Origin of the sequence: Collimonas sp. OK307, from assembly GCF_900113705.1 — a bacterium.
GTDB lineage: Bacteria > Pseudomonadota > Gammaproteobacteria > Burkholderiales > Burkholderiaceae_D > Collimonas.
Genome location: NZ_FOQI01000013.1, coordinates 15,497 through 39,003, shown reverse-complemented (window position 1 = coordinate 39,003; position 23,507 = coordinate 15,497). Strand labels below are relative to the sequence as shown.

Here is a 23,507-nt window from a genome sequence, read left to right as displayed (position 1 = left end):
CTTGCGGGGAAGCAGGCCGGGGACTCTTATCGTATCCAATCATGACATTATCTTTATCACGCCGCTGCGGCGCGACCTTGAAGCCGCTCGCGCTTGCTTCAGCTATCCTCTCAACTGCTGCTGTATCGGCGCAAACTACGCAGGACCAGCCTCTGGTGCCAGTGGTAGTCACCGCTGCCCGTATCGCGCAACCGCAAACCGATGCGTTGCCGCACACTACGGTGATCAGCGCCGAAGACATCCGCAATTCGCAGGCACCGGATCTGCCGGCATTGCTGGAACGCGAAGCCGGCATCCAGATCACCCGCGTCGGCGGCCCCGGCCAACAGGCTTCCTTGTTCATGCGCGGCGCGAATCCCTCGGAAACCCTGATCATGATCGACGGCGTGCCGCTCCGGCGTCAGGCTTCGTTCGGGTTGCCGGCGCTTGAGAATATCTTGCCGAACCAGATCGACCATATCGAAATCGTGCGCGGCAACGTCTCGGCCATCTACGGTTCCGGCGCCATCGGCGGGGTAGTGCAGATTTTCACCAAACGCGGCACTGGCGCACCGGCGTTCAACGCTTCGGTCGAGGCGGGCTCGCGCGGCACTTACCAGGGTAATGTCGGCGTCAACGGCAAGAGCGGCGATACCAGCTACGCGCTGTCGTTGACACGCTTCAAGACGGATGGATTCTCGGCGCAGAATCCATTGCAGAGTCCGAACGTCAATCCGGACCGCAATGGCGACGGCAATACCAGCGTCTCGGGTTCGGTATCGCAGGAATGGCGCAAGGGCAATGCGATCGGTGCTCGCGTGTACGCCAACGATTCCAAGTACACTTTCGACGATGCGTATGGCACGCCGACCGATCGGAACAACGGCCATTCGAAGAGCCAGTCGATTGCGGTATTCTCGAAAAACAGCTTTACCCAGGACTGGACCTCAACCCTGACATTGTCGCAAAACATCAACCGCGACAACCTGGACGACCTGAGCATCTTCGGCAACAGCAGCAACGGCTACAAGAGCACGCAAAACCTGCTGCAATGGGCCAACGAGTTGCGTTTGGCGCCACAGTGGGTGGCGAATGCCGGTGTTGACGCCGGCCGTGAAAAAGCCGAGGTCAACTCCAGCAGCAGCTATGGCAACAGCAGCAATAGCTTCTCGCGTTCTACTTCCAGCGTGTACGCCGGGGTAAACGGCAAGATCGGCGCGCATCAGTTGCAACTGAATGTGCGGCACGACGATGTCGGCGGTTCGGGTTCTGACAATACCGGTTACCTCGGTTATGGCTATGCGCTGACCGACAGCGTCAAGCTGATCGCCAATGCGTCGACTGCGTTCAATGCGCCGACGCCGGTACAATTGTTCGACCCGTTGTACGGCAACGTCAATCTGAAAGCGGAACGTTCGAAATCCTACGAGCTGGGCGTACAGTACGCAGCCGGCGCTACCTTGTTACGCGCTACGCTGTTCGATACCCGTACGCGCGACCAGTTCGGCTACGATCCGGTTACCTTTCAAACCATCAATATTGCGCGGGCCAAGAACCAGGGCCTGGAGTTGAGCGCCAGCACCACCTTGTTGGATATCGACTGGCGCGCCAGTTTGACTTTGCAGGATCCGAAGGACGAATCGACCGATAAAACCTTGGTACGTCGCGCTAAAACCCTGGGTTCGCTCGGTGCTGCCAAAAGCTTCGGCGCCTGGCGCATCGGCACCGATGTCCAATACACCGACAGCCGTACCGATATTCCCGGCAATCCAACACTGGCTCCCTATTGGCTGACCAACGCCAATGCGCGCTATCAGTTGAACAAGGAAATATCGTTGTTTGGCCGTATCGATAATCTGTTCAATCGTGACTATCAAACCGCTTATGGTTATAACCAGCCATCACGCGGAGTATTTGTTGGTGTAAATTGGCAGCAATAAGCGGCTAATCGGCCGACCAACCAACGAATCGCCCACACCATTGACTAGCCTCACCACTCTGCGCCGTGCCATCGCCATCTTGTGCTGCTTAGCGTTATTCGCAGCATTGGCGCTGGCGCTCGCGGTGTCTTGTGGCAGCAGTGGTTGTGGCCTGGCAGCCGATCAGATTTATCTTTCCTTGCGCTTACCACGTGCGTTGACCGCATTCGTGGTTGGCGGCTTGCTGGCGTTGGCGGGGGCCTTGATGCAGGTATTGTTGCGCAATCCCCTGGCCGATCCTTATGTGCTGGGTTTGTCCGGCGGCTCCGCTGCCGGCGCTTTATCCGCTTTATTAATCGCTAGCCACTTCGGTTTCATGGGTGATGTTGCCGCTGCATTGGGCGCGGCGCTCGGCGCCGGGCTGGCGGTATTGCTGTTGTTCGGACTGGCGCAGCAGGCTCTGCGGCGTCTGCCCGGTGTTGCCCAGCATAGCGGTCATCGCCTGATATTGACCGGTGTGATGATCGCCGCCGGCTTTGGTGCGATCGTGACGCTGGTGCTGACTCTGGCGCCTGATGGCCAGTTGCGCGGCATGCTGTTCTGGTTGATGGGCGATCTGGAAGACGCTCGCCTGCTATTGCCGGCGGCTGTGCTACTGCTGTTGATCCTGGTATGGAGCGTATTGAACGCCCGACAGTTGAATCTGTTGGCGCGGGGTGAAGGTTTTGCGCAGTTGCTCGGGGTGCCGGTGCTGCGTTTGCGGCTGCTGACTTTGTGTGCGGCTTCACTGGCCACTGCAGCAGCGGTTACAGTGGCCGGCACGATTGGTTTTATCGGTCTGGTGGTGCCGCATGCGATACGCCTGCTGGTCGGTAATGACCAGCGAATCTTGCTGCCTGCCAGTGCGCTGGTCGGCGGTGCTGCGCTGGTGCTGGCGGATCTGGTGGCGCGCACCGTAGTGGCGCCGACCCAGTTGCCGGTTGGCGTGATTACGGCTCTGGTCGGCGTGCCGGTATTCCTGTGGCTGCTATCGCGCAGCAAGGCTTGAGGAACCGGCCATGAACGCTGAAAAATTATTGAGCACAGAACAATTGAGCGTCAGTGTCGGCCACAAAGTCCTGTGCAGCCGGCTTGACTGGCAAGTCGCGCCGGGTCAGTTCTGGTGTGTGCTCGGTCGTAACGGCATCGGGAAAACCACTTTACTACATACGCTGGCCGGATTGAACCGACCGGCTGGCGGCCGTGTGCTGATTCAGGGCGAGGATATCCAATCTGCTTCGGCACAGCAACTGGCGCGTTTGCGCGGATTGCTGGCGCAGCAGCAGGCCGATGCGTTTTCCAGCAGCGTGCTGGCGGCGGTGATCGCTGGACGCCATCCGTATCAATTCGGTTTTGGTTGGGATATGGAAGAAGACCGGGCGCTGGCAATGCGGGCGTTGGAGCAGGTCAGGATGGCTGCCTTCAGTGCCCACGACGTGATGCACCTGTCGGGTGGCGAGCGGCAACGGGTGGCGTTGGCTACCTTGCTGACGCAAGACCCGTTGTTATTCATGCTGGATGAACCTACCGCCCATCAGGACGCCGCGGCGCAAATCGTCGTGATGGAGTTATTGCGCCACCTGCCACCGCAAAAGGCAGTGGTCGCCGCCTGTCACGATATCAATCTGGTGGAGCGTTATGCCAGCCATGTGCTGTTGCTGGGGGATGGCCAGGTGTGGCAGGGCAGTACGGATAGCGTGCTGCAGCCTGAGATTTTGCAGGCCGCATTTTCGTGCCCGTTTGAAGTGGTGGAAAACGGTTCTCGGCGCTTGTTCATGCCGATTGCTGGAGTGTCCTGAGGGTTTTCTTTATCAAAGGGCAGAGGGGCGGCCAAAAAACTACTGACGGCGGCTACGTGCCAGATCGAGTTTCTCGCATAGCTCGGCGGCGCCATCCAGGATGCGCGGCCCGGGGCGGCTCATCCAGTTGGGAGTCAGGGTAAACAGATTGTTGCCGGCCACTGCGGCGAGCTGGGGAAAGCGTCGCCAGCTGGTGCTGGGTGAACTGCCGCCGTCGGCTGCAAAGATCACTTCCGGATTGGCTTGCAACACCGCTTCCGTGCTGACGGTCGGCGCCAGTTGCGGCAGCTTGCCGAACACATTTTCACCGCCGCACAAACGGATCACGCTTGTCACCATATGGCTGTCATTGAGCGTCATCAGCGGTTTTTTCCATATCTGATAAAACACCCGCACCGTCGGGCGTTGCCGATAGGTCGCATCTAGTTGTGCCAGGCGAGCCTTGAAAGCAGCGGCGGCCGCCATGCCGCTATCTTCGGTGCCGGCCAGTTGGGATAGCCGTACCAGGGACGAAGCGACGGCGTCCAGCTGTCGAGGTTCGCTTTCAAAAACCGGAATGCCGATAGCACGCAACGTGGCAATCTGGCTGGCTGAGTTGCCGCTGCTCCAGGCTACTACCAAATCCGGTTTGAGGGAAACAATGCGTTCGATATCCAATGCGCTGCTGCTACCGACGGAAAGTATTTGTTTGGCGGCAGGAGGGTAGTCGCTATAGTCGCTGACGCCGATCACATAAGCACCGGCGCCGGCGGCAAACAGCAACTCGGTCGCGTGCGGCGCCAGGCTGACGATGCGGTGCGCGGGCTGCGCCAGCACCACCTTATGCTGGGCATCGTCGTGCACAGTGATGCCCTGGGCATTCGCGATAGCGGCGCACGAAGCCAACACAGCCATTGCGGCCGTTGCCAGCCAGATGCGTGCTAGTCTGAGGCGTGTTAGCCCGTCGTGATAGTGCTGTTGCGGCCGCTGCACGGTAGCATCCAGGTTCAGATTTCCAGATTGTCGATCAGGCGCGTGGTGCCCAGCTTGGCGGCGGCCAGCACCACCAGTTTTTCGCCTTGCGCCAGATCGCCCGCTGCGGGTGCCTGCAGATCGCTGCGTTTGCGGATCGAGATGTAATCCGGCTTCCAGCCGCGGCTGCCAAGTTGCGCCATCGCCTGTTTTTCCAGTTCGAAAATATCGAGATGGCCGGCGCGTACTTCATCGGCCACCTGGTTGAGCGTCTTGAACAGGCTCGGCGCTTCCGCGCGTTCGTCTTCAGACAGATACATATTACGCGAAGAGAGCGCCAGGCCATCGTCGGCGCGCCAGGTTTCGGCGGCGATGATTTCAGTTGGCAAGGCAAATTGTTTTGCCATATTGCGCACGATCATCAGCTGTTGGTAATCCTTCTTGCCGAATACAGCGACTCTTGGCTGGACGCAGGAAAACAGCTTGAGGACAACCGTGGTGACGCCGGTAAAGAAACCCGGGCGGAATTCACCTTCCAGCGTGTTGCCAAGATCGTCAGGCGGGCGCACGCGGAATTCCTGCGGTTCCGGATACAGGTCTTTCTCGGTAGGTGCAAACAGGACGTAGACGCCTTCTTTTTCCAGCTTGGCGACGTCGGCGGCAAAAGTGCGCGGATACTTGTCGAAATCTTCATTGGGGCCGAACTGCAGGCGATTGACGAAGATCGAGGCGACGATAGGGTCGCCATGTTTCTTCGCCAGCCGCATCAGCGACAGATGGCCTTCATGCAGATTGCCCATGGTCGGGACGAAAGCGGTACGCAGTTGGCCGCGCAGTTGATCGCGTAGCTCTTCAATCGAGGAAATGATTTTCATGTCTGAATCGGAGGTCGGTTATTTTAGTTCGGGATGCGGCGCATCATTGGTTTGGTGCGTTGACAAAGCCGACGCTTATGCGGCCGCGTAAGTGGGCGAGTAGGCTAGCCGTACATAGATGGGTGCGAACGGTTCGGCCTGGGTGATTTCAATCAACGTTTCTTTTGCCAGCTCCAGCATGGCAATGAAATTCACCACCAGCACCGGTACCCCGCGTGACGGATCGAACAATTCGGCAAACTCGACAAAGCGCGACGATTGCAGGCGCCGCAAAATTCCGGTCATGTGTTCCCGTACCGAGAGTTCTTCGCGGCTGATGGTGTGGTGGGCGGTCAGCTTGGCGCGCTTGATGACATCGGCCCAGGCGGCTTGCAGATCGTCCAGGTTGACTTCCGGCCAGCGCGTGACGATGCTTTGTTCGATGTAGATCTGGGTGCGGACATAATCGCGCCCAAGTTGCGGCAGGGCGTCGATCTCGCGCGCCGCCAGCTTCATCTGCTCGTATTCCAGCAGGCGCCGCACCAGTTCTGCGCGCGGATCTTCGGCTTCTTCGCTGTCGGTTTTACGGACCGGCAGCAGCATGCGCGATTTGATTTCGATCAGCATGGCCGCCATCAGCAGATATTCGGCGGCCAGTTCCAGGTTGGTGATGCGGATCTGATCGACGTATTCCAGATATTGCAAGGTAACTTGCGCCATCGGGATGTCGAGGATATTGAAATTCTGCTTGCGGATCAGGTACAGCAGCAGGTCGAGCGGGCCTTCGAATGCCTCCAGGAAGACTTCCAGCGCATCCGGCGGAATGTAGAGATCGGTCGGCATGCGGAACAGCGGCTCGCCGTACAGGCGCGCAAAAGCCACGCCATCGATCACATTCGGTGTCGAATCGGGTTGGCCTTCTAGTGTCAGTTCGGCAGCATCCGACGAATTCTGGCTCATCTGATCGTTACCTGATCTCGAGTGAATCGTGAATTAGTGATTGTTTTGATACACATAGGGCTGTTGATCGACGCGCGATTCCTGGGTGCGCAACTGGCTGTCCAGGTCAATCGGGGTCTTGTCCCATAGCAGGGCGCGGCCGGCGAGCTGCTGTTCTTCCAGCTTTGGATTCTTTTCCTTGAGTTCCTCAACGAATTTGGTGATGTCGGATTGATAACCGTTAATTTGTTTGGAAAATTTCATGGGTGCTTTGATAATGGGCTGGGATCAAGCGCTATTTTATGCTATTTCGGGCCGTCCGAACGGTTTGTCATCTTGGGATGCCGGTATTGTCACATATCCAAGTGGCAACAAAATGACGATATACTTAGACTACTATCGGATAGAGGAGGCAGCATGAACCCTTGGGTACGCAGAATTTTGACTGTGGTTGTCCCGTTTATCGTCCCAATTTTCATTGCCGCTTGTGACCAGAACGGTAATTTCGTACAGGAGGCCGGATTGGAAAAACTGAATCGCGGGGTATCGTCAGAGGCCGATGTCCGCAACGCCATGGGCGAGCCGGATACCGTGTGGGAAAAAGAAGACGGCGAACGCACGCTGGAGTATCCAAAAGGGCCAGCCGGCGCCCGTACCTGGGTGTTCTATATCGGCAAGGATGGCAAGCTGAGTGATTACAAGCAAGTGCTGACCGAAGAGAATTTCGCCAGGATCAAGGTCGGCATGCGCAAGGAAGAAGTGCGCCAGATGCTAGGCAGGCCACGTACCGTGGTGCAGTTCAAGCGGAAGAACGAAGAAGTGTGGGACTGGCGCTATACCCAGAGCGACGCCAGCCAGGCCTTCTTTAATGTGCACATGGATATCACCAGCGGGCTGGTGACCGGTACTTCGGTATCACAGATGTACGGGCATTAGGGCTGCAATAGCACCGGTGCATGGAAGCTCAATTTATTTTCCACTAACATCGAAGCGTGACACCGCAAAAGCGGAAAGGTCAATTGGCGGTCTCTTTCCTTGAGCTAACAGCGCAAGAGATTCACCAATTGCAGATCCAAATTTGAATCCATGACCTGAGCAGGCAGATGCAAAAAAAATGTTTGAGAATTTTTCCGAAGCCCCGATCAGGAAGTTCTCATCTGTGCTCATGGTATAAAAACAAGAGCGAGACGCAATCGGGTGCGGATTGAGTCCAGGAAAGAGCTGCTTGATATATCGCGACATCTCAGCGATATGCTGCTTCGAAACGGTTTTTTTGATATCGTTTGGCGTGCAAGGAACATGTTGCCGATTATGGAAGCCAATTTTGACTCCTCGCTCCGAACTCGCTCCGGCCGGAATGCCGTAAATTAAATGTCCGTCGGGATGCTCATATAAGAAAACAGGGAAGTTGTCGCTAGTAAAATCTTGCTTGTGTTTATCCAGATTGTCGAACCAGTATATGGGCACTCTCTTTGACGAAATATGATTACTTAACTCTGGTAAAAGATCGCGGGCCATCCAAGGCCCAGTCGTAATTACTACGGACCGTGCCCGAAATTTTTCACCATCATTGGTTGTTATCAATAAAACAGACCCATCGCATTTTTCTATTTTTTTAACCATTCGCCCGAAGCGTGTTTCGGCGCCATTTTGAATGGCGAGATCGATCATTTGTAACCGCACTTTGTTTGCCATGATGATATATGCACCCGGCTCGTATATTGCCTCCATGCCGTCCGGAATATGAAATGCCGGAAATCGTCTTCGAATTTGTGTAGCATCTAGTACTTCATGGGCGATGGCACCAGCTTTTGCTGTATTCCTGCTCCCTTTAACTACACCTGTGGACTGAGGACCGATAAATATACCGCCAGTAGGAACTATCAGTTTTTCATCGGTTGTCGCTTGTAATTCGGCCCATAGCTGATGAGCTCTGTTCAACAGCGGGAGATATTTTTCACCCTCCCAATATGCGCGGCGAAAAATCCTGGTTTCTCCGTGAGAAGAGCCAAACTGGTGTGTTGGCCCAAAACTCTCGATACCCAATGTACTTGCTCCAGATCGGGCTGCATGAAAAAGCGTTGAGGAGCCCATAATGCCCAATCCAACGACAATGACATCATAGTCTTTCATTTTTTTCTGCTCCAACGAAATTTTAATTTGCCTAACTGATCATTCCTAAGAAAAGACTCACCTACTATGAGCAACAACGCCGCGAAAATGAGCGAAAAGCAAATTAACGTATTGCCAGATAGATGTTGATGATAAAAAACTAAAGCGACAACGAGCTGTGTTATCGGAAGAATAAACTGAAAAAACCCCATCGAAGACAACGCAAGTTTCTTGGCCGCGAAGGAAAACATCCATAGTGGAAGGATGGATACCAAACCACTTACGGTAAGTAATAATATGGTTGTAGCAGGCAACGAATGCGGTAGTTGGAAAGAAAGGCTCGATAACGGGATAAGAAGACAAACAATGAGCGAAAGAACGATGGTTTCTATGAATAGCCCAGAAAATGGATCCAACGGGGTTGTTTTTTTGAAATAAGCATATCCTCCCCAGGTAACACCAATAACGAGATACACCATTGGGTTAAGTTCGCCACTTCGAAATAGCAGGAGTAACACGCCGACAACGATCACTGCGATCGCAAACCGACGAATATTACTCATCCGCTCTCCAAATGCGAGGGTCCCGACAGCGATAGCAACAAAAGGTGCGATGAGATACCCTATGCCGCTTTCCAAAACATGCCCATTGATTGAGGCCCAAATGAATACTCCCCAATTGATCGCGACAAGCAAGGCTGCTATTGCATGATGTGAGATTATTTTCGGGGAAATAATAGTTGTCAATTTCTTGTATTTACCATGAGCGATAATTGCAAGAATCAAAGTGCCTAATGACACAACAATGCGATAACCTAGTAGTGTTTCAGATGGAATTGCAGAGAGTGCACGCCAAAATAATGATGATGCACCGAGAATAACGTTCGCTGCAATTCCGGCGATTGCTGCCGCAATTATGCTGGCAGCACTGGTGTTGCCTGATGTGCCGTTAGCCATAGGCACGCGCTGCCTGTTTTTTATTCCAAATGCATTCGACAAGTTCGTATGACCAATAAAGAGTCCCTTGGCTATCCAAACTGTAGGCAGCACGCTGTTGTTCTCGCCATTGAGAAAATTCTTCTAGTAGCCTAGGTGCGATTTTTCTCCAGTGTTCTGAATAAAATAGTAGTGGGAACGCATGGCGTTCCAGCAAACGAAATTGAAGAGGACAGGTGTCACAGTGCTGGTTTCGGTATCTTCCCAAGACATCCTTAATGCCCACCAATGAATTCAGGCCAATAATTGCGCGTCCGCTCTCTTTAAGATGGAATGGCAATTCCTGAAGAAATTTGAGCAGCAGCCCGTCGCCATAAAACATTGCTGAAACGGCCAGTTCCTCGGGATTGTCTATTGCTAGCAAATATTCCAGTAAGTTCACTGAGGGAGTTCGCCAGCCAGGAGGATTGAAGATTACGGTGTCGAATTTCTGTAGTTCATTTGGTAGGGCGGAGAAGAAATCGCCGACCGTGAAGCAAATTTTCCTATTCCCAAAGTTCAAAGTTTCGTTTCGTATGGCAAGGTTAACTGCCGCAGCCGAAATATCCGTGCCGACGATACTTTTTGCTCCCATGTCGCGTAACAATAAGGCCAGCACACCGCTTCCCGTACCGACATCAAGGCATTTCCCTTTCAATTCATCATCATGTAGTGTTTTTAGGATGTAATTTCCCAATGCTAATCCTGCAGGACTTATTTTAAAAACACCAATTTCATCAATTAATCTGATGCTACGTCCCATACCAAAATAAGTGTCGTATGCGCGTGGTCTTTCTTTGCTGTCTTGAGGTCGTTCTGCAAACTGTGAGTAATGTGTTTCGTAAAATTTTTCAACCAACCAGCTTTTATCATTTAGGCCTAGCATGTTGCCCCCTAGTTTTGACGTTAAAGAACTGCCCAAGCTCTCTTGATCGAGCAGAGGACTTTGCGAGGCCGGACCTAACGATAAGCTCTAGATTATTTTCCATAAAATGGAATATCCCTCTTTCAGTGGTTCCTTGCGGAGTCATGACTTCGTTGCAGATTTGTGTCGCCGATTTTCCGGTTACGTCGAGTAAGTCGGCCGTTCCTCTTAATACTTGTCCAACCATTAGTGCAGCATCTGTGTGATTAAAGCCGGACTGCATCGCGAAATCTTGCATAGCGTTCGCGAAATAGGCGACAAATGCAGGACCTCCTCCACAAAGAGCAGTAGCGTGATCGATAAGCGATTCATCCATGACTCTTAGAGTTTTTCCAAACGATTGAAGTACATCTTCTGCTATCGCTAGATTCTTTGCATTGGTACTTGAGGATGCACAAAATACGGTCATGCCCTGAAAGATTTCGGATGGCGTGTTTGGTATCGCGCGAATAACTTGGTTTGTCGCAAGTAAGTTTGAAATTGTTGCTGTAGTCACCCCAGCCATTACTGATATCACAAGACCAGTTCGGTCGGATCTGAGATATGCGCCTTTTGCGAATGTGGAGAATGTCTGTGGCGGTATAGCTAAGACCACGATATCATCGTCACCGATATTTTCGGGTGATTTGGCGACTTTCAAGCCATGTCGCTCATTCAAAATATTGCGGCGGGACTCACTTGGATCTACAACACACAGATCAGCGCAATGCTTCTGCAATAGACCGAGAATAATTGCTGTTCCCATATGGCCGGCACCAATCACCACAATTCTCTTCATCATTATCGTTTCCTCAGTAATCACTGGATTCTCAACAACCTGTTATTAATCGGAGCAGTAACAGAGTCGGAAGTGTGGGGTGGATCAGCTTGGTTTGATGAAAATCAGCTTACTCCTGAAGGGAAGCGAATACCCGCCGAATCTGTGGGCATTCCGACATTCAAGAATTAGCTTAAGCTTGTTCGTCCGAATTGCTCCGTGATGATCGCAGGTAGCCACGGTACAAAAGGGAAAATTGGGGGAGGGGGCAGTGCCTGGCAGGTGGCCAATTTCTGCTTCGGGGGTGATGCGGCCAAGCGAAATATGAGATTCAGGCCGGTGACGAACGCTAGCGTTTCAGCCAGCGCCGCATCACCAGCGGCGGTTCTTCCAGCGGATTGGCGCGGGTATATTCAAGTTCCGGCGCCAGTTCGAATTCAAACACGGCATACAAATCGACCACTCTGGTCTGATCGGCGTGTACCGCCAGCCGCAGTTCGTCAATATCGGCACTGCGTGCCCGATGAATCAGTGCTTCCATCAAATGCTGCGATAAGCCCTGGCCACGATACGCCGGCAACACCCCCATGCGCAGGATTTCCCAAACCTCGGTTTCAGTATCTGACGGTAGCCAGCGCACCGAACCGATCGGCCGGTTATCCAGCGACAGCACGAAGCCACCGCCGCGTTGCAGGTCTTGTTGTACCCGTTCCGTTTGTTCGTGATGACCGCTGGAGCTGGCGGTGACCCGTTCGGCCCAGCAGGCACGAGTCAGGTCGGCGATCAGTGCGGCATCGTCGGCGCTGGCTTCGCGGACCTGAAGATTCATCTGGCGTTGCTTAAGTTGCTAAGTTGATTAACTGACCCGCATGCCAGGTTCTGCGCCTGGCCACGGATTGAGCACATAGATGCCGGGGTTGGCCTTTTCGTCAGCCGACGAAGCAGCCAACACCATGCCTTCCGAAATGCCGAACTTCATCTTGCGCGGCGCCAGGTTAGCCACCATCACCGTCAGTTTGCCGATCAGCTCTTCCGGCTGGTAGGACGACTTGATGCCGGAGAATACATTGCGCAAGCGGCCTTCGCCGACGTCAAGCGTCAGTCGCAGCAATTTGTCGGAACCGTCTACATGCTCGCAATTGACAATCTTGGCGATACGTAAATCAACCTTCACGAAATCGTCGATCTTGATTTCGGCGGCCAGCGGTTCAATTGCGCTGGCGCTGCTGTCTTCTGCGCCCGCAACTTCTGTTGCCGTTGCAGCCGCTACCGGCGCATCGAACAAGGCATCCAGCATCTTCGGCTCGACCCGTGTCATCAGGTGCGAGTAGGCATTGATGCGATGACCATCGGCTAAAGGCCGGGTCACATCGGACCATACCAGCGGCTGGATTTGCAGGAAATTTTCAACCTGCGCCGCCAGCGCCGGCAACACCGGTTTCAGGTAAATTGTGAGGATCCGGAAGGCTTCCAGCAAGCGGCTGCAGACTTCATGCAGCGCTGCTTCCTTGCTTGGATCCTTGGCCAGTTCCCACGGCTTGTTGGCGTCGACGTAGGCGTTGATGAGATCGGCCTGCTCCATCACTGCGCGCAAGGCTTTGCCATATTCGCGGCCGTCGTACAGCGCCTGGATATCGGCAGCAACTGCGCGTAACCTGGCCAGGAATGGGTCGCTGTCGGTAGCCCAGGTCATGCTCAGCTTGCCATCGAATTTCTTGGCGATGAAACCGGCGGCACGGCTGGCGATGTTGATGTACTTGCCGATCAGGTCGGAATTCACACGCGCGACAAAATCTTCCGGATTGAAATCGATATCTTCCACTTTGGCGCTCAGCTTGGCCGCGATGTAGTAGCGCATCCATTCCGGATTCATGCCGAGTTCGAGATAGCGCAGCGGCGAAATGCCGGTGCCGCGCGATTTCGACATTTTTTCCCCGGAAACTGTCAGGAAGCCATGCACGAACACATTGTTCGGGACTTTCAAGCCGGAGAAGTGCAGCATCGCTGGCCAGAACAGCGTATGGAAATAGGTAATGTCCTTGCCGATGAAGTGATATTGCTCGGTCTTCGGATCGGCCATGAAGGCATCGTAGTCGCGCCCGATCTTGCCGAAATAATTCTTCAGCGAAGCCAGGTAGCCGACCGGCGCATCTAGCCAGACATAGAAATACTTACCCGGCTCATCCGGAATCTCGATCCCGAAATAAGGTGCATCGCGGCTGATATCCCAGTCGCCCATGCCGCCGTCGCTTTCCAGCCATTCCTTGGCTTTGTTGGCGACTTCGGATTGCAAACGCGGTTTGCCATCGGCGTTGCCCAAAGCCCAGCCGCGCAGGAATTCCACGCATTGCGGATCGGACAGCTTGAAGAAAAAGTGCTCCGACGATTTCATTACCGGCGTCGCGCCGGTCAGGGTCGAGTAGGGATTCTTCAGGTCGGTCGGCGCATATACCGAGCTGCAGACTTCGCAGGAGTCGCCGTACTGGTCCTTGGCGCCGCATTTCGGGCACTCGCCCTTGATGTAGCGGTCCGGCAGGAACATGTTCTTGACCGGGTCGAAGAATTGCTCGATGGTTTTGGTCGAGATGAAACCGGCGGCTTTCAGCTTGCGATAGATATCGCGCGACAGTTCGTGGTTTTCCGGACCGTCGGTCGAGTGCCAGTTATCGAAGGCGATATGGAAGCCATCCAGGTATTGTTTGCGGCCGGCAGCGATCTGCGCCACGAATTCCTGTGGCGTGATGCCGGCTTTTTCGGCGGCGATCATGATCGGCGCGCCATGGGCATCGTCAGCGCCCACAAAATTGACCTCGTGGCCCTGCATTCGCTGGAACCGGACCCAGATGTCGGCCTGGATATATTCCATGATGTGACCGATGTGGAACGCTGCGTTGGCGTAAGGCAGGGCGGTAGTAACGAATAGCTGGCGAGGAGTTGAAGTCAAAGTGATGCTCATTTGGCAATGAATTTGCAACGACAAGCGCTGCGGGTTGGAATAAAAGAGTGATTTTAGCAGTGACAGGGCAGTCCTTGCTCTAATCCTTGTATCGATCCTTACCCTAATCCTGTTTTGAACCAGGGCGACACCAGCGGAAAACCGGCGATTTGGTTTAGACTTGCCGCATCTTATAAAGAACTTGCAGAGGAAAAGTAATGAGCGTCACGATTGAAGCGGTCAAGGCAGCGTTGTCCAGTGTGATCGACCCGAATACCGGCAAGGATCTGATCAGTAGCAAGTCGGCCAGGAATATCCGGCTGGAAGGCGCTGAGGTGTTATTTGACGTTGAGCTGGACTATCCGGCCAAAAGCCAGTTCGCCTTGATCGGGGATGCCGCCGCGGCTGCGGTCGGCGCGCTGGACGGGGTAGGGAAGGTCAGCCCTCATGTCTATTCAAAAATACAATCGCACGCAGTGCAGCGTGGCGTCAAGCTGATGTCTAACGTCAAGAACATCATTGCGGTGGCGTCCGGCAAGGGCGGCGTCGGCAAATCGACTACCGCCGTCAACCTGGCCCTGGCGCTGGCGGCCGAAGGTGCGCAGGTCGGGATTCTCGACGCCGATATCTACGGTCCTTCGCAACCGATGATGATGGGGATCAGCGGCCGTCCGGAAACCAAGGATGGCAAAACCATGGAGCCGCTGGAAAATCACGGCTTGCAAGTCTCCAGCATCGGCTTCATGGTCGATCCGGACGAGCCGATGGTGTGGCGCGGCCCGATCGTCACCCAGGCCTTGCAACAGTTGCTGGAGCAGACCAATTGGCGCGATCTGGATTACCTGATCGTCGACATGCCGCCGGGCACCGGCGATATCCAGCTGACCTTGTCGCAAAAAGTGCCGGTCACCGGCGCCGTGATCGTCACTACGCCACAAGACATCGCTTTGCTGGATGCCCGCAAGGGTTTGAAAATGTTCGAGAAGGTCGGGATTCCGATCCTTGGCATCGTCGAAAACATGAGTACCCATATCTGCTCGAATTGCGGCCACGCCGAAGCCATCTTCGGTGAAGGCGGCGGCGCCAGGATGTGCGGCGAATACGGTGTTGATTTCCTCGGCGCCTTGCCGCTGACGATGTCGATCCGCCAGCAAACCGACTCCGGCACGCCGACTGTGGTGGCAGAACCTGACGGCCCGGTAGCGCATATCTATAAAGAGATCGCGCGCAAGGTGGCGATCAAGGTTGCGGAAAAGGCGAAGGATATGAGCAGTAAGTTTCCTACTATTGTCATCAAGAACGACTAGTACGATTAGTTACCGACGTCATGATGTATCGCCAGCCAGATTGTAGGCTGCGATGCATCCGTCCATTCAATCCGATGGCGGCAATGCGAAGGAATGTGGAGCCAGGCGCCCGGCTGCATGACATGTTCATCTGCCGCGCCCTCCAGCGTCAATCCGGCCTTGCCGCTGAGTAGCAGCACCCATTCCTCTTGAGGATTGTCGTACCAGAAGCCGGGCGGACTGGCCTGGCCATTGGAAACGATGCGTTCGATCTTCAGGCCGGCGCGCTGGTGCAGGAGTTCGAACACTTCGGCCGAACCATCCGGCGGTAGCTTGGTCAATAAATTGCCGTGGTCAGCCAACATGGTGGTTTCCTAATATGGTTATTGCACTTGGTTCGTTGCACAGATTTTATTCAGAATTCCCACATGAAGGAGAAGAGATTGAAATCACGCATTTTTTCCGTACTGTTTTCCGCAGCCCTGCTAAGCACCGGCCTGTTGCCGCAGATGGCCCACGCCGCATCGGTTTCCTTCATCGAGCCGGCGGATGGCGCGGTAGTCAGCAGCCCGTTTGCCGTCAAGTTCGGCGTCAGCGGCATGGAAGTCAAACCGGCAGGCGATATGACGGCAGGCACCGGTCACCACCATCTGCTGATCAATGAAGACAGTATTCCGGCCGGGCAGTCGATCCCGGTGGATGACAAGCATTTGCATTTTGGCAAGGGGCAAACTGAAACCAGTGTCACGCTACCACCGGGGAAATACAAGCTGACCATGCAATTTGCCAACGGCGCTCACCAGTCTTATGGCCCCGAGATGAGTAGAACCATCAACATCACGGTCAAATAGCGGTTCGCGGGGGCTTACCTTCATCAATACCGGCTAGCGGTTCCATCCGCTGGTGCAACGCGGTAAAATGGGGTTTTCCCTGATAGCGGCTTTGGCAATCCAAGGCCGTTTTTATTTATCATGACTGCCAGCACTCCAGTTTTACCAGCATCTTCCAAGCCGGTCCGTACCCGTTTTGCACCTAGCCCGACCGGCTACTTGCATTTGGGCGGCGCGCGTACCGCACTGTTTTCATGGGCCTTTGCACGCCATTTCGGCGGCACTTTCGTGTTGCGCATCGAAGATACCGATCTGGAACGCTCGACGCCGGAAGCCGTGCAGGCGATCATCGACGGCATGCAATGGCTGGGTTTGCAGCACGATGAAGGTCCGTTCTACCAGATGCGGCGCATGGACCGTTATCGCGAAGTGATCGCGCAAATGCTGCAAGAGGGCACGGCCTATCACTGTTATTCGTCGCCGGAAGAAGTCGAAGCGATGCGCGAGCGTATGCGCGCTGCCGGTGAAAAGCCGCGTTACGACGGTACCTGGCGTCCGGAACCTGGCAAGACTTTGCCGCAGGTGCCAGCCGATCGCAAGCCGGTAGTACGTTTCAAGAATCCGCTGGACGGTGACGTTAGCTGGGATGACGTAGTCAAGGGCACCATCACTATCTCGAATCGCGAAATGGACGATCTGGTGATTGCCCGTCCGGACGGAACGCCAACCTATAATTTCTGCGTGGTGGTGGATGACTGGGATATGGAAATCACCCACGTCATCCGCGGCGACGATCACGTCAACAACACCCCGCGCCAGATCAATATCCTGAAGGCTTTGGGTGCAACTTTACCGTTGTACGGTCACGTGCCGATGATCCTGGGCGCCGACGGCGAAAAACTGTCGAAGCGCCACGGCGCGGTCAGCGTTATGGATTATCCGGCGCAAGGTTATTTGCCGGAAGCGATGCTGAACTATCTGGCGCGCCTCGGCTGGAGCCACGGCAACGAAGAGATTTTCAGCGTTGAACAATTTTGCGCATGGTTCGATCTCGATCATTTGTCGAAATCGCCGGCGCAGTTCAATCCGGAAAAATTGGCATCGATCAACAATCACTACATCAAGCTGGCCGATAATGAACGCTTGGCAGCGCTGGTCAAGCCGTTGATGGAGCAAGACGGTGCTGATTTCAGCAATGCGCCGGCATTGCCAAAAGTGATTGGCCTGTTGAAAGAGCGCGCCCATACCGTCAATGAAATCGGGGTTGCGGCCATGCTGTTCTATCGCAAGCCGGTGCCGGATGCGGCGTTGTTGACGCAACACTTTACCGATGCGGTCAAGCCGGCCTTGGTTGATTTCGCAGCACGCTGCGCAACGGTGGAGTGGGACAAGGAAAGCTTGGCGCCGATGATCAAGGAAGTATTGGCTGCGCATGCGTTGAAGATGCCGCAGATCGCGATGCCGTTGCGTTTGATGCTGACCGGGCAGTTGCAGACGCCTGCAATCGATGCGGTGCTCGAACTGTTGGGCCGGGACACAGTGATCGCACGTTTGCAGCCCTATCTGGTGTGATTTTGCAATAAATCTGCAAATCGGGATTTACAAGCTCTAAATAAGCTTGCTATAATCTCGCTTCTGCAAACGGGGGTATAGCTCAGCTGGGAGAGCGCTTGCATGGCATGCAAGAGGTCAGCGGTTCGATCCCGCTTACCTCCACCAGCGAATAGTTGGAAGCAGTAGTAGGTTGAAACGTAGCACGGACAGATTATTGTCCCCATCGTCTAGAGGCCTAGGACATCACCCTTTCACGGTGAGTACGGGGGTTCGAATCCCCCTGGGGACGCCAGAATTATCTTGGTATCGACAGGTAAGCGATCAAAAAACGATCGCAGACTTTCGATATCAGGCAGATTCGATACAATCAATAAGGCCGCCTATTGCGGCCTTTATTGTTTCTGTAAGTAGTATGAGTAAGTAGTACAAGGTCAGCAACACGGACAGATTACTGTCCCCATCGTCTAGAGGCCTAGGACATCACCCTTTCACGGTGAGTACGGGGGTTCGAATCCCCCTGGGGACGCCAAAAAAAAAAGCCCGCGCAAGCGGGCTTTTTTGTTTTGGTGGCCACAAGTAAGCCGCCTGCGCGGCTTACGCGGGGATGAGAAGGGAATCGCTTGCAAGCGATTCAGCGGCCTGCGGCATGTAGGCGAATCCCCCTGGGGACGCCAAAAAAGAAAAAGCCCGCGCAAAGCGGGCTTTTTTGTTTTCTAAACTTGTTTCAACTATTTCATCAACGCCGTTGCGACGTCATTTCGCGTGCATGTTGCATGTCTCTGTCAAAATTCATGCGAGCTTCTTTCTTGCAGTCGCCGGCTTCGCGGCCGCGCATTGCACGGCAATCATTCAATGCCTGCGCATAGGCATTGGTATTTTCCTTCTTCATGGTCTGGAAGCGCGCTTGCGGTGTCCGGTCTTCAATCTTCCAGCGCGGCGGATCCCTGTGCTCTACGTTTTCTTCAGCTGCGTTGACATGTAGCGCAAAAGCGTTGGCTGCGATAAAGAGTGCTAGCCATAGCGGTTTCAGTTGCATGTTCATGATGCCTCCTTGTTTTTAGACATCCGGCGAAATGCCGGATGCAGACGGACTAATCAAGTACGCAGCTTCGCCGGATCAGTAGCGCGAAATCTGCCCGTTATCAACCCGTACCCGGTCGCCAACCCGCAGATCGCCTGGATTGCTGACGCTGATGGTCTGGTAGCCGTTGTTATTCATGCGCACGCGCACGTTGTAGGAAGTGGAGCCGGGGCTGTTGCGGGCTTCAAGCTGATTACCAACTACCGCACCGCCGACGACGCCGGCGATGGTGGCCAGGGTATTGCCGTTGCCGTGACCGACCTGATGGCCGACTACGCCGCCCAGTACGCCGCCGACCACAGCGCCGCCGATGCCTTGGCTAGGTGTGTTGACCACATCGATGGCGTCGACCACGCCATAGTTGCTGTTATTTTGTTGTTGGTAACCTTGCTGGTAACCGGGATAAGTTTGCTGCGGGGGATTGGCGTAACCCTGATTAGCGTAACCTTGGTTGCCATAGCCCTGTCCGCCATATGGCGCAGCACAGCCGCCGAGCAGCAGCGTGCCGCCAATGACTGCAGCCAGCATGGCTTGTTTGGATGTTTTGCGGATAATCATAACTGCCTCGTTGTATGAGTTGGAATATTCAATGTAGTCAGTGTAGTACTTCGTCGTGTTGCGTATGTGCGTTACACCACACTAAAACGATGTCGAGACTGGCTCGGTTGACTATATTCGACAACTCAGCGCGAAATCGGTTTCCGGATTGCATCAAGGAAATTCAGGGAAATGACGTTTTTATCCATCGACCTGCATTTTTCAGTTTTTTCAGCCCTTGCTCCAATAATCCGGCTGCGCATAGATCGACTTCAGGCGATCGATAAAGAAACGCACCTTCGCCGGCAAATGGCGCTGTTGCGGATAGACCGCCATGATGTCGTAATGCGGCAGCGCAAATTCGTCCAATACCGTCAGCAATTCACCCGATGCCAATTGCGATTCGATTTCCCAGGTCGAGCGCCACCCCAGCCCCAAACCTTCACTGACCCAGCGATGCAGCAACTCGCCGTCGTTGCAATCCAGGTTGCCTGCAGTCTTGATGATTACCGGCTTGCCGCCTTGCTGGAAATACCAGCCGCGCTGCTGGCCGCCTTGCAGATTAAAGGACAGGCAATTGTGGCTGGCGATGTCTTCTAGTGTTTTAGGAATGCCGTTGCGATGAAAGTATTCCGGCGTGCCGCACACCACGCGCCGGTTGCTGGCCAGCTTGACCGCAACGAAATTCGGGTCAATCGCGCCGCCGATGCGGATACTGATGTCATAGCCTTCGCGCACCAGGTCGACCACGCGGTCGGTCAGGTTGAAAGAAATCTGTACTTCAGGATTGGTGGCGATGAAGGCGGGCGCATGCGGCGCCACGTGTTTACGCCCGAATGCCGCCGGCGCCGATACCACCAGATGGCCGGTGGCCTTGTGCCGGCCTTCCGAAATGATCTTCTCGGCGATATCCAGTTCGGTCAGCAGTTTGCGGCAATGGTCGAGGAATACCGTGCCTTGCTCGGTCAATGTGAGGTGGCGGGTAGTACGGTGCATCAGCTTGGTGCCCAGCCGTTTTTCCAGCGCGTCGATGCGCCGTCCCAGCATCACAGGAGTGATGTTTTGCTCCAGCGCCGCGCCTGCCAGGCTGCCTTTCTCGACCACGCTGACGAATGCTTCGATCTGTTTGAGTTTGTCCATGTCTCGCCCGCTTAGTGACCTATATCCCGATTATTTGCATTATGCCACTTTTCTAGTATTCCATACTTCACGTATCGAATAAAACGATTGTTTGTCTTCTTATCAAACAATATGTTTGGTTATAGCATGTGCTTCATCCACTCGGCAGTCTTTGGCTATCTCTCAGTTATCTATCGATCCGTAGCGTACCAAGCGGAAATGAAAAACGAGAGTCGGCGAGGGCGAGCCGCAGGCAGTGGCAATGACGCATTGGCAATAATTCACATTTAGTAACTCGGAGGCAACATGGCAAAGATGAAGGCAGTAGACGCAGTAATGCACGTTTTGGCAAAAGAGGGCTGTACACAAGCCTTTGGCGTGCCGGGTGCCGCAATTAACCCGTTCTACTCTGCAATGAAACGGCATGGCGGGATCGAGCACACGCTGGCGCGCCATGTTGAAGGCGCATCGCACATGGCTGAAGGCTACACCCGCGCCAATCCAGGCAATATCGGTATCTGTATCGGTACTTCCGGCCCGGCCGGCACCGACATGATCACTGGCCTGTATTCGGCCCAGGCCGATTCGATTCCAATCTTGTGCATTACCGGCCAGGCGCCGCGCGCTCGTCTGTACAAGGAAGACTTCCAGGCGGTCGATATCGAATCCATCGCCAAGCCAGTCACCAAATGGGCTGTCACGGTACGTGAGCCGGCCTTGTTGCCACGTGTATTCCAGCAAGCTTTCCACATCATGCGTTCCGGCCGTCCAGGCCCGGTCTTGATCGACATGCCTTTCGATGTGCAAATGGCAGAGATCGAATTCGATCCGGACACTTACGAGCCTTTGTCCGTCTATAAGCCGACCGCATCGCGTGCGCAGATCGAAAAAGCCTTGACCATGCTGAACGAAGCAGAGCGTCCATTGCTGACTATCGGCGGCGGCGTGATCAATGCCGATGCTGCTGATCTGGCCGTGGAATTCGCGGAATTAACTGGCGTGCCGGTGATCCCGACTTTGATGGCTTGGGGTGCAATCCCTGACGATCACCCGCAAATGGCCGGTATGGTCGGTTTGCAAACCAGCCACCGTTACGGCAACGCCACCATGTTGGCATCCGATTTCGTGCTCGGCATCGGCAATCGTTGGGCGAATCGCCATACCGGTTCGGTGGAAGTGTTCACCAAGGGCCGCAAGTTCGTCCACGTCGATATCGAACCGACCCAGATCGGCCGCGTGTTCGGTCCGGACTACGGCATCGTGTCGGACGCTAAGGCAGCATTGACCTTGTTCGTCGAAATCGCGAAAGAATTGAAAGCAGCCGGCAAATTGCCAGACCGTTCGGCTTGGTTGGGCGAGTGCCAGGAGCGCAAGCGCACCATGCAGCGTCGCACCCATTTCGAAAACGTGCCGGTCAAGCCGCAACGCGTCTACGAAGAAATGAACAAGGCTTTCGGCCGCGATACCTGCTACGTCAGCACCATCGGCTTGTCGCAAATCGCTGCAGCGCAATTCCTGCACGTGTACCACGCTCGTCACTGGATCAACTGCGGCCAGGCCGGTCCTTTGGGCTGGACTATTCCCGCAGCACTGGGTGTTTGCGTCGCCGATCCGAAACGCGAAGTGGTGGCGATTTCCGGCGATTACGACTTCCAGTTCATGATCGAAGAATTGGCGGTAGGCGCGCAGTTCAACCTGCCTTATATACATGTCGTGGTGAACAATTCATACCTCGGCTTGATCCGTCAGGCGCAACGCGGCTTCGAGATGGACTATTGCGTACAACTGGCGTTTGAAAACATCAATGCACCGGAACTCAACGGCTACGGCGTTGACCACATCGCTGTAGTTGAAGGTTTGGGTTGCAAGGCAATCCGCGTGACAGATCCGAACGGCATCCAGGATGCCTTCGCACAAGCCAAGCGCTGGATGAAGGAATTCCGCGTGCCGGTGGTGGTGGAAATCATCCTGGAACGTGTAACCAACGTTTCGATGGGCACCGAGATCGACAACATCAACGAGTTCGAAGAGCTGGCAACGGAGCGCAGCCATGCACCAACCGCCGTATCCTTGCTGGACTGATTTTTCAGGAGAGATGACATGACAAAACTAGCCGCTAACCTGACCATGCTGTTCACCGAGCTGTCGTTCCTGGACCGCTTCGATGCTGCAGCCAAGGCCGGGTTCAAGGGAGTCGAATTCCTGTTCCCGTATGCGTTCCGCGCCGAGCAACTGGCTGACAAATTGAGCACTAACGGCCTCGAGCTGGTCTTGCACAATCTGCCAGCGGGTAACTGGGAAGCCGGCGAGCGTGGTATCGCTTGCCACCCGGATCGCGTCAGCGAATTCCAGCAAGGTGTCGACGACGCGATTCGTTATGCCAAGGTGCTGAACGTCAAACAGTTGAACTGCCTGGTCGGCATCGTCCCCGCCGGCGTCAGCGCCGAGCTGGCGCGTGCCACTGTGATCAGCAATCTGAAATTTGCTGCCGACAAGTTGCAGGCTGCAGGCATCCGTTTGCTGATCGAACCGATCAACAGCTTCGACATTCCGGGCTTCTTCCTGACCGGAACGCATCAGGCGCTGGAGTTGATCAAGGCTACCGGTTCCAGCAACCTGTTTGTGCAATACGACATCTATCACATGCAGCGCATGGAAGGCGAACTGGCTAACACCATCAAGGCCAACCTGTCGCAAATCAAGCATGTGCAGCTGGCGGACAATCCGGGTCGTTTTGAGCCGGGCACAGGCGAAATCAATTATCACTATCTGTTCAAGTTCCTCGATGAAATCGGCTACGACGGCTGGATCGGCTGCGAATACAAGCCGAAGGCCGGCACCGTCGAGGGTTTGGGCTGGCGCGCTGCGCACGGCGTTTGACAGGTTTAGACATTTTTAAAATTACGGAGAAATAATC

23 protein-coding genes and 3 tRNA genes are annotated in these 23,507 nt (G+C 54.7%); 12 read left to right on the top strand and 14 right to left on the bottom strand.

What is annotated here, in order from left to right; genetic code table 11:
* The first annotated feature begins 41 nt into the window (after nucleotides 1–41).
* From BM205_RS16695 to BM205_RS16685, 3 genes are read left to right on the top strand one after another with little or no spacing between them, the layout of a single operon-like run.
* Complete coding sequence (locus BM205_RS16695; protein ID WP_092416001.1) at nucleotides 42–1,919, top strand: TonB-dependent receptor plug domain-containing protein; 1,878 nt, start codon at nucleotides 42–44, stop codon at nucleotides 1,917–1,919.
* Nucleotides 1,920–1,959: 40 nt separating this feature from the next.
* On the top strand, nucleotides 1,960–2,946 hold the full coding sequence (locus BM205_RS16690) for a FecCD family ABC transporter permease (protein ID WP_254783925.1): 987 nt from the start codon (nucleotides 1,960–1,962) through the stop codon (nucleotides 2,944–2,946).
* A gap of 10 nt (nucleotides 2,947–2,956) precedes the next feature.
* The gene (locus BM205_RS16685) at nucleotides 2,957–3,736 is read left to right on the top strand and encodes an ABC transporter ATP-binding protein (protein ID WP_092416000.1); all 780 of its coding nucleotides are present in this window, start codon (nucleotides 2,957–2,959) and stop codon (nucleotides 3,734–3,736) included.
* A 39-nt stretch (nucleotides 3,737–3,775) separates the two neighbouring features.
* Here BM205_RS16685 and BM205_RS16680 read toward each other — a convergent pair whose 3' ends face one another.
* The 4 genes from BM205_RS16680 to BM205_RS16665 form a co-directional block, all read right to left on the bottom strand.
* Nucleotides 3,776–4,708, bottom strand: coding sequence for a cobalamin-binding protein (locus BM205_RS16680; RefSeq protein WP_371326503.1), 933 nt, complete (start codon nucleotides 4,706–4,708; stop codon nucleotides 3,776–3,778).
* A gap of 14 nt (nucleotides 4,709–4,722) precedes the next feature.
* On the bottom strand, nucleotides 4,723–5,562 hold the full coding sequence (gene panC / locus BM205_RS16675; protein ID WP_092415998.1) for a pantoate--beta-alanine ligase: 840 nt from the start codon (nucleotides 5,560–5,562) through the stop codon (nucleotides 4,723–4,725).
* Nucleotides 5,563–5,637: 75 nt separating this feature from the next.
* Entirely contained in the window at nucleotides 5,638–6,501 is an 864-nt protein-coding gene (locus BM205_RS16670) for a segregation and condensation protein A (protein WP_092415997.1), read from the bottom strand.
* 33 nt (nucleotides 6,502–6,534) lie between these two features.
* A complete protein-coding gene (locus tag BM205_RS16665) occupies nucleotides 6,535–6,744 on the bottom strand; it encodes a DUF3460 family protein (protein WP_092415996.1) in 210 nt (69 codons plus the stop codon).
* A gap of 153 nt (nucleotides 6,745–6,897) precedes the next feature.
* Here BM205_RS16665 and bamE point away from each other — a divergent pair, with 153 nt between their 5' ends.
* Entirely contained in the window at nucleotides 6,898–7,416 is a 519-nt protein-coding gene (gene bamE, locus BM205_RS16660) for an outer membrane protein assembly factor BamE domain-containing protein (protein ID WP_092415995.1), read from the top strand.
* Between the two features lie 33 nt (nucleotides 7,417–7,449).
* Here the strand turns inward: bamE and solA are convergent, their stop codons facing one another.
* From solA to metG, 6 genes are all read right to left on the bottom strand, one after another.
* A complete protein-coding gene (gene solA / locus BM205_RS16655) occupies nucleotides 7,450–8,613 on the bottom strand; it encodes an N-methyl-L-tryptophan oxidase (RefSeq protein ID WP_092415994.1) in 1,164 nt (387 codons plus the stop codon).
* Complete coding sequence (locus BM205_RS16650) at nucleotides 8,610–9,548, bottom strand: EamA family transporter (protein WP_092415993.1); 939 nt, start codon at nucleotides 9,546–9,548, stop codon at nucleotides 8,610–8,612. The genes solA and BM205_RS16650 overlap by 4 nt, the downstream gene beginning before the upstream one ends.
* Entirely contained in the window at nucleotides 9,541–10,452 is a 912-nt protein-coding gene (locus tag BM205_RS16645; RefSeq protein WP_092415992.1) for a methyltransferase, read from the bottom strand. The genes BM205_RS16650 and BM205_RS16645 overlap by 8 nt, the downstream gene beginning before the upstream one ends.
* Nucleotides 10,436–11,272 carry a pyrroline-5-carboxylate reductase gene (gene proC / locus BM205_RS16640; protein WP_092415991.1) on the bottom strand — a complete coding sequence of 279 codons (837 nt, stop codon included), beginning with the start codon at nucleotides 11,270–11,272 and terminating at the stop codon, nucleotides 10,436–10,438. The genes BM205_RS16645 and proC overlap by 17 nt, the downstream gene beginning before the upstream one ends.
* 325 nt (nucleotides 11,273–11,597) lie before the next feature.
* Nucleotides 11,598–12,077, bottom strand: a complete 480-nt coding sequence (locus BM205_RS16635) for a GNAT family N-acetyltransferase (protein ID WP_092415990.1) — start codon at nucleotides 12,075–12,077, stop codon at nucleotides 11,598–11,600.
* A 27-nt stretch (nucleotides 12,078–12,104) separates the two neighbouring features.
* Nucleotides 12,105–14,204 carry a methionine--tRNA ligase gene (gene metG, locus BM205_RS16630; RefSeq protein WP_092415989.1) on the bottom strand — a complete coding sequence of 700 codons (2,100 nt, stop codon included), beginning with the start codon at nucleotides 14,202–14,204 and terminating at the stop codon, nucleotides 12,105–12,107.
* A gap of 197 nt (nucleotides 14,205–14,401) precedes the next feature.
* Here metG and apbC point away from each other — a divergent pair, with 197 nt between their 5' ends.
* Entirely contained in the window at nucleotides 14,402–15,490 is a 1,089-nt protein-coding gene (apbC, locus tag BM205_RS16625; protein ID WP_092415988.1) for an iron-sulfur cluster carrier protein ApbC, read from the top strand.
* A gap of 5 nt (nucleotides 15,491–15,495) precedes the next feature.
* Here apbC and BM205_RS16620 read toward each other — a convergent pair whose 3' ends face one another.
* On the bottom strand, nucleotides 15,496–15,834 hold the full coding sequence (locus tag BM205_RS16620) for a cupin domain-containing protein (protein ID WP_092415987.1): 339 nt from the start codon (nucleotides 15,832–15,834) through the stop codon (nucleotides 15,496–15,498).
* Nucleotides 15,835–15,978: 144 nt separating this feature from the next.
* Here BM205_RS16620 and BM205_RS16615 point away from each other — a divergent pair, with 144 nt between their 5' ends.
* From BM205_RS16615 to BM205_RS16595, 5 genes are all read left to right on the top strand, one after another.
* On the top strand, nucleotides 15,979–16,320 hold the full coding sequence (locus BM205_RS16615) for a DUF4399 domain-containing protein (protein ID WP_175511303.1): 342 nt from the start codon (nucleotides 15,979–15,981) through the stop codon (nucleotides 16,318–16,320).
* 120 nt (nucleotides 16,321–16,440) lie between these two features.
* Entirely contained in the window at nucleotides 16,441–17,871 is a 1,431-nt protein-coding gene (gltX, locus tag BM205_RS16610; RefSeq protein WP_092415985.1) for a glutamate--tRNA ligase, read from the top strand.
* Nucleotides 17,872–17,942: 71 nt separating this feature from the next.
* Nucleotides 17,943–18,018 (top strand) — tRNA-Ala (locus tag BM205_RS16605).
* 51 nt (nucleotides 18,019–18,069) lie between these two features.
* Nucleotides 18,070–18,145: transfer RNA gene (locus BM205_RS16600), tRNA-Glu, on the top strand.
* A 161-nt stretch (nucleotides 18,146–18,306) separates the two neighbouring features.
* Nucleotides 18,307–18,382, top strand: a tRNA-Glu gene (locus BM205_RS16595).
* Nucleotides 18,383–18,589: 207 nt separating this feature from the next.
* On the opposite strand, the gene BM205_RS16590 is transcribed toward BM205_RS16595, so the two are convergent.
* The 3 genes from BM205_RS16590 to BM205_RS16580 form a co-directional block, all read right to left on the bottom strand.
* Entirely contained in the window at nucleotides 18,590–18,895 is a 306-nt protein-coding gene (locus BM205_RS16590) for a hypothetical protein (RefSeq protein ID WP_092415984.1), read from the bottom strand.
* A 75-nt stretch (nucleotides 18,896–18,970) separates the two neighbouring features.
* A complete protein-coding gene (locus tag BM205_RS16585) occupies nucleotides 18,971–19,492 on the bottom strand; it encodes a glycine zipper 2TM domain-containing protein (protein WP_092415983.1) in 522 nt (173 codons plus the stop codon).
* Between the two features lie 210 nt (nucleotides 19,493–19,702).
* Nucleotides 19,703–20,611: a LysR family transcriptional regulator gene (locus tag BM205_RS16580; RefSeq protein WP_092415982.1), complete on the bottom strand. Its 909-nt coding sequence runs from the start codon at nucleotides 20,609–20,611 to the stop codon at nucleotides 19,703–19,705.
* Nucleotides 20,612–20,896: 285 nt separating this feature from the next.
* Here BM205_RS16580 and gcl point away from each other — a divergent pair, with 285 nt between their 5' ends.
* Entirely contained in the window at nucleotides 20,897–22,672 is a 1,776-nt protein-coding gene (gene gcl, locus BM205_RS16575; RefSeq protein ID WP_092415981.1) for a glyoxylate carboligase, read from the top strand.
* 18 nt (nucleotides 22,673–22,690) lie between these two features.
* Entirely contained in the window at nucleotides 22,691–23,470 is a 780-nt protein-coding gene (gene hyi / locus BM205_RS16570; RefSeq protein WP_092415980.1) for a hydroxypyruvate isomerase, read from the top strand.
* Nucleotides 23,471–23,507: the final 37 nt, after the last annotated feature.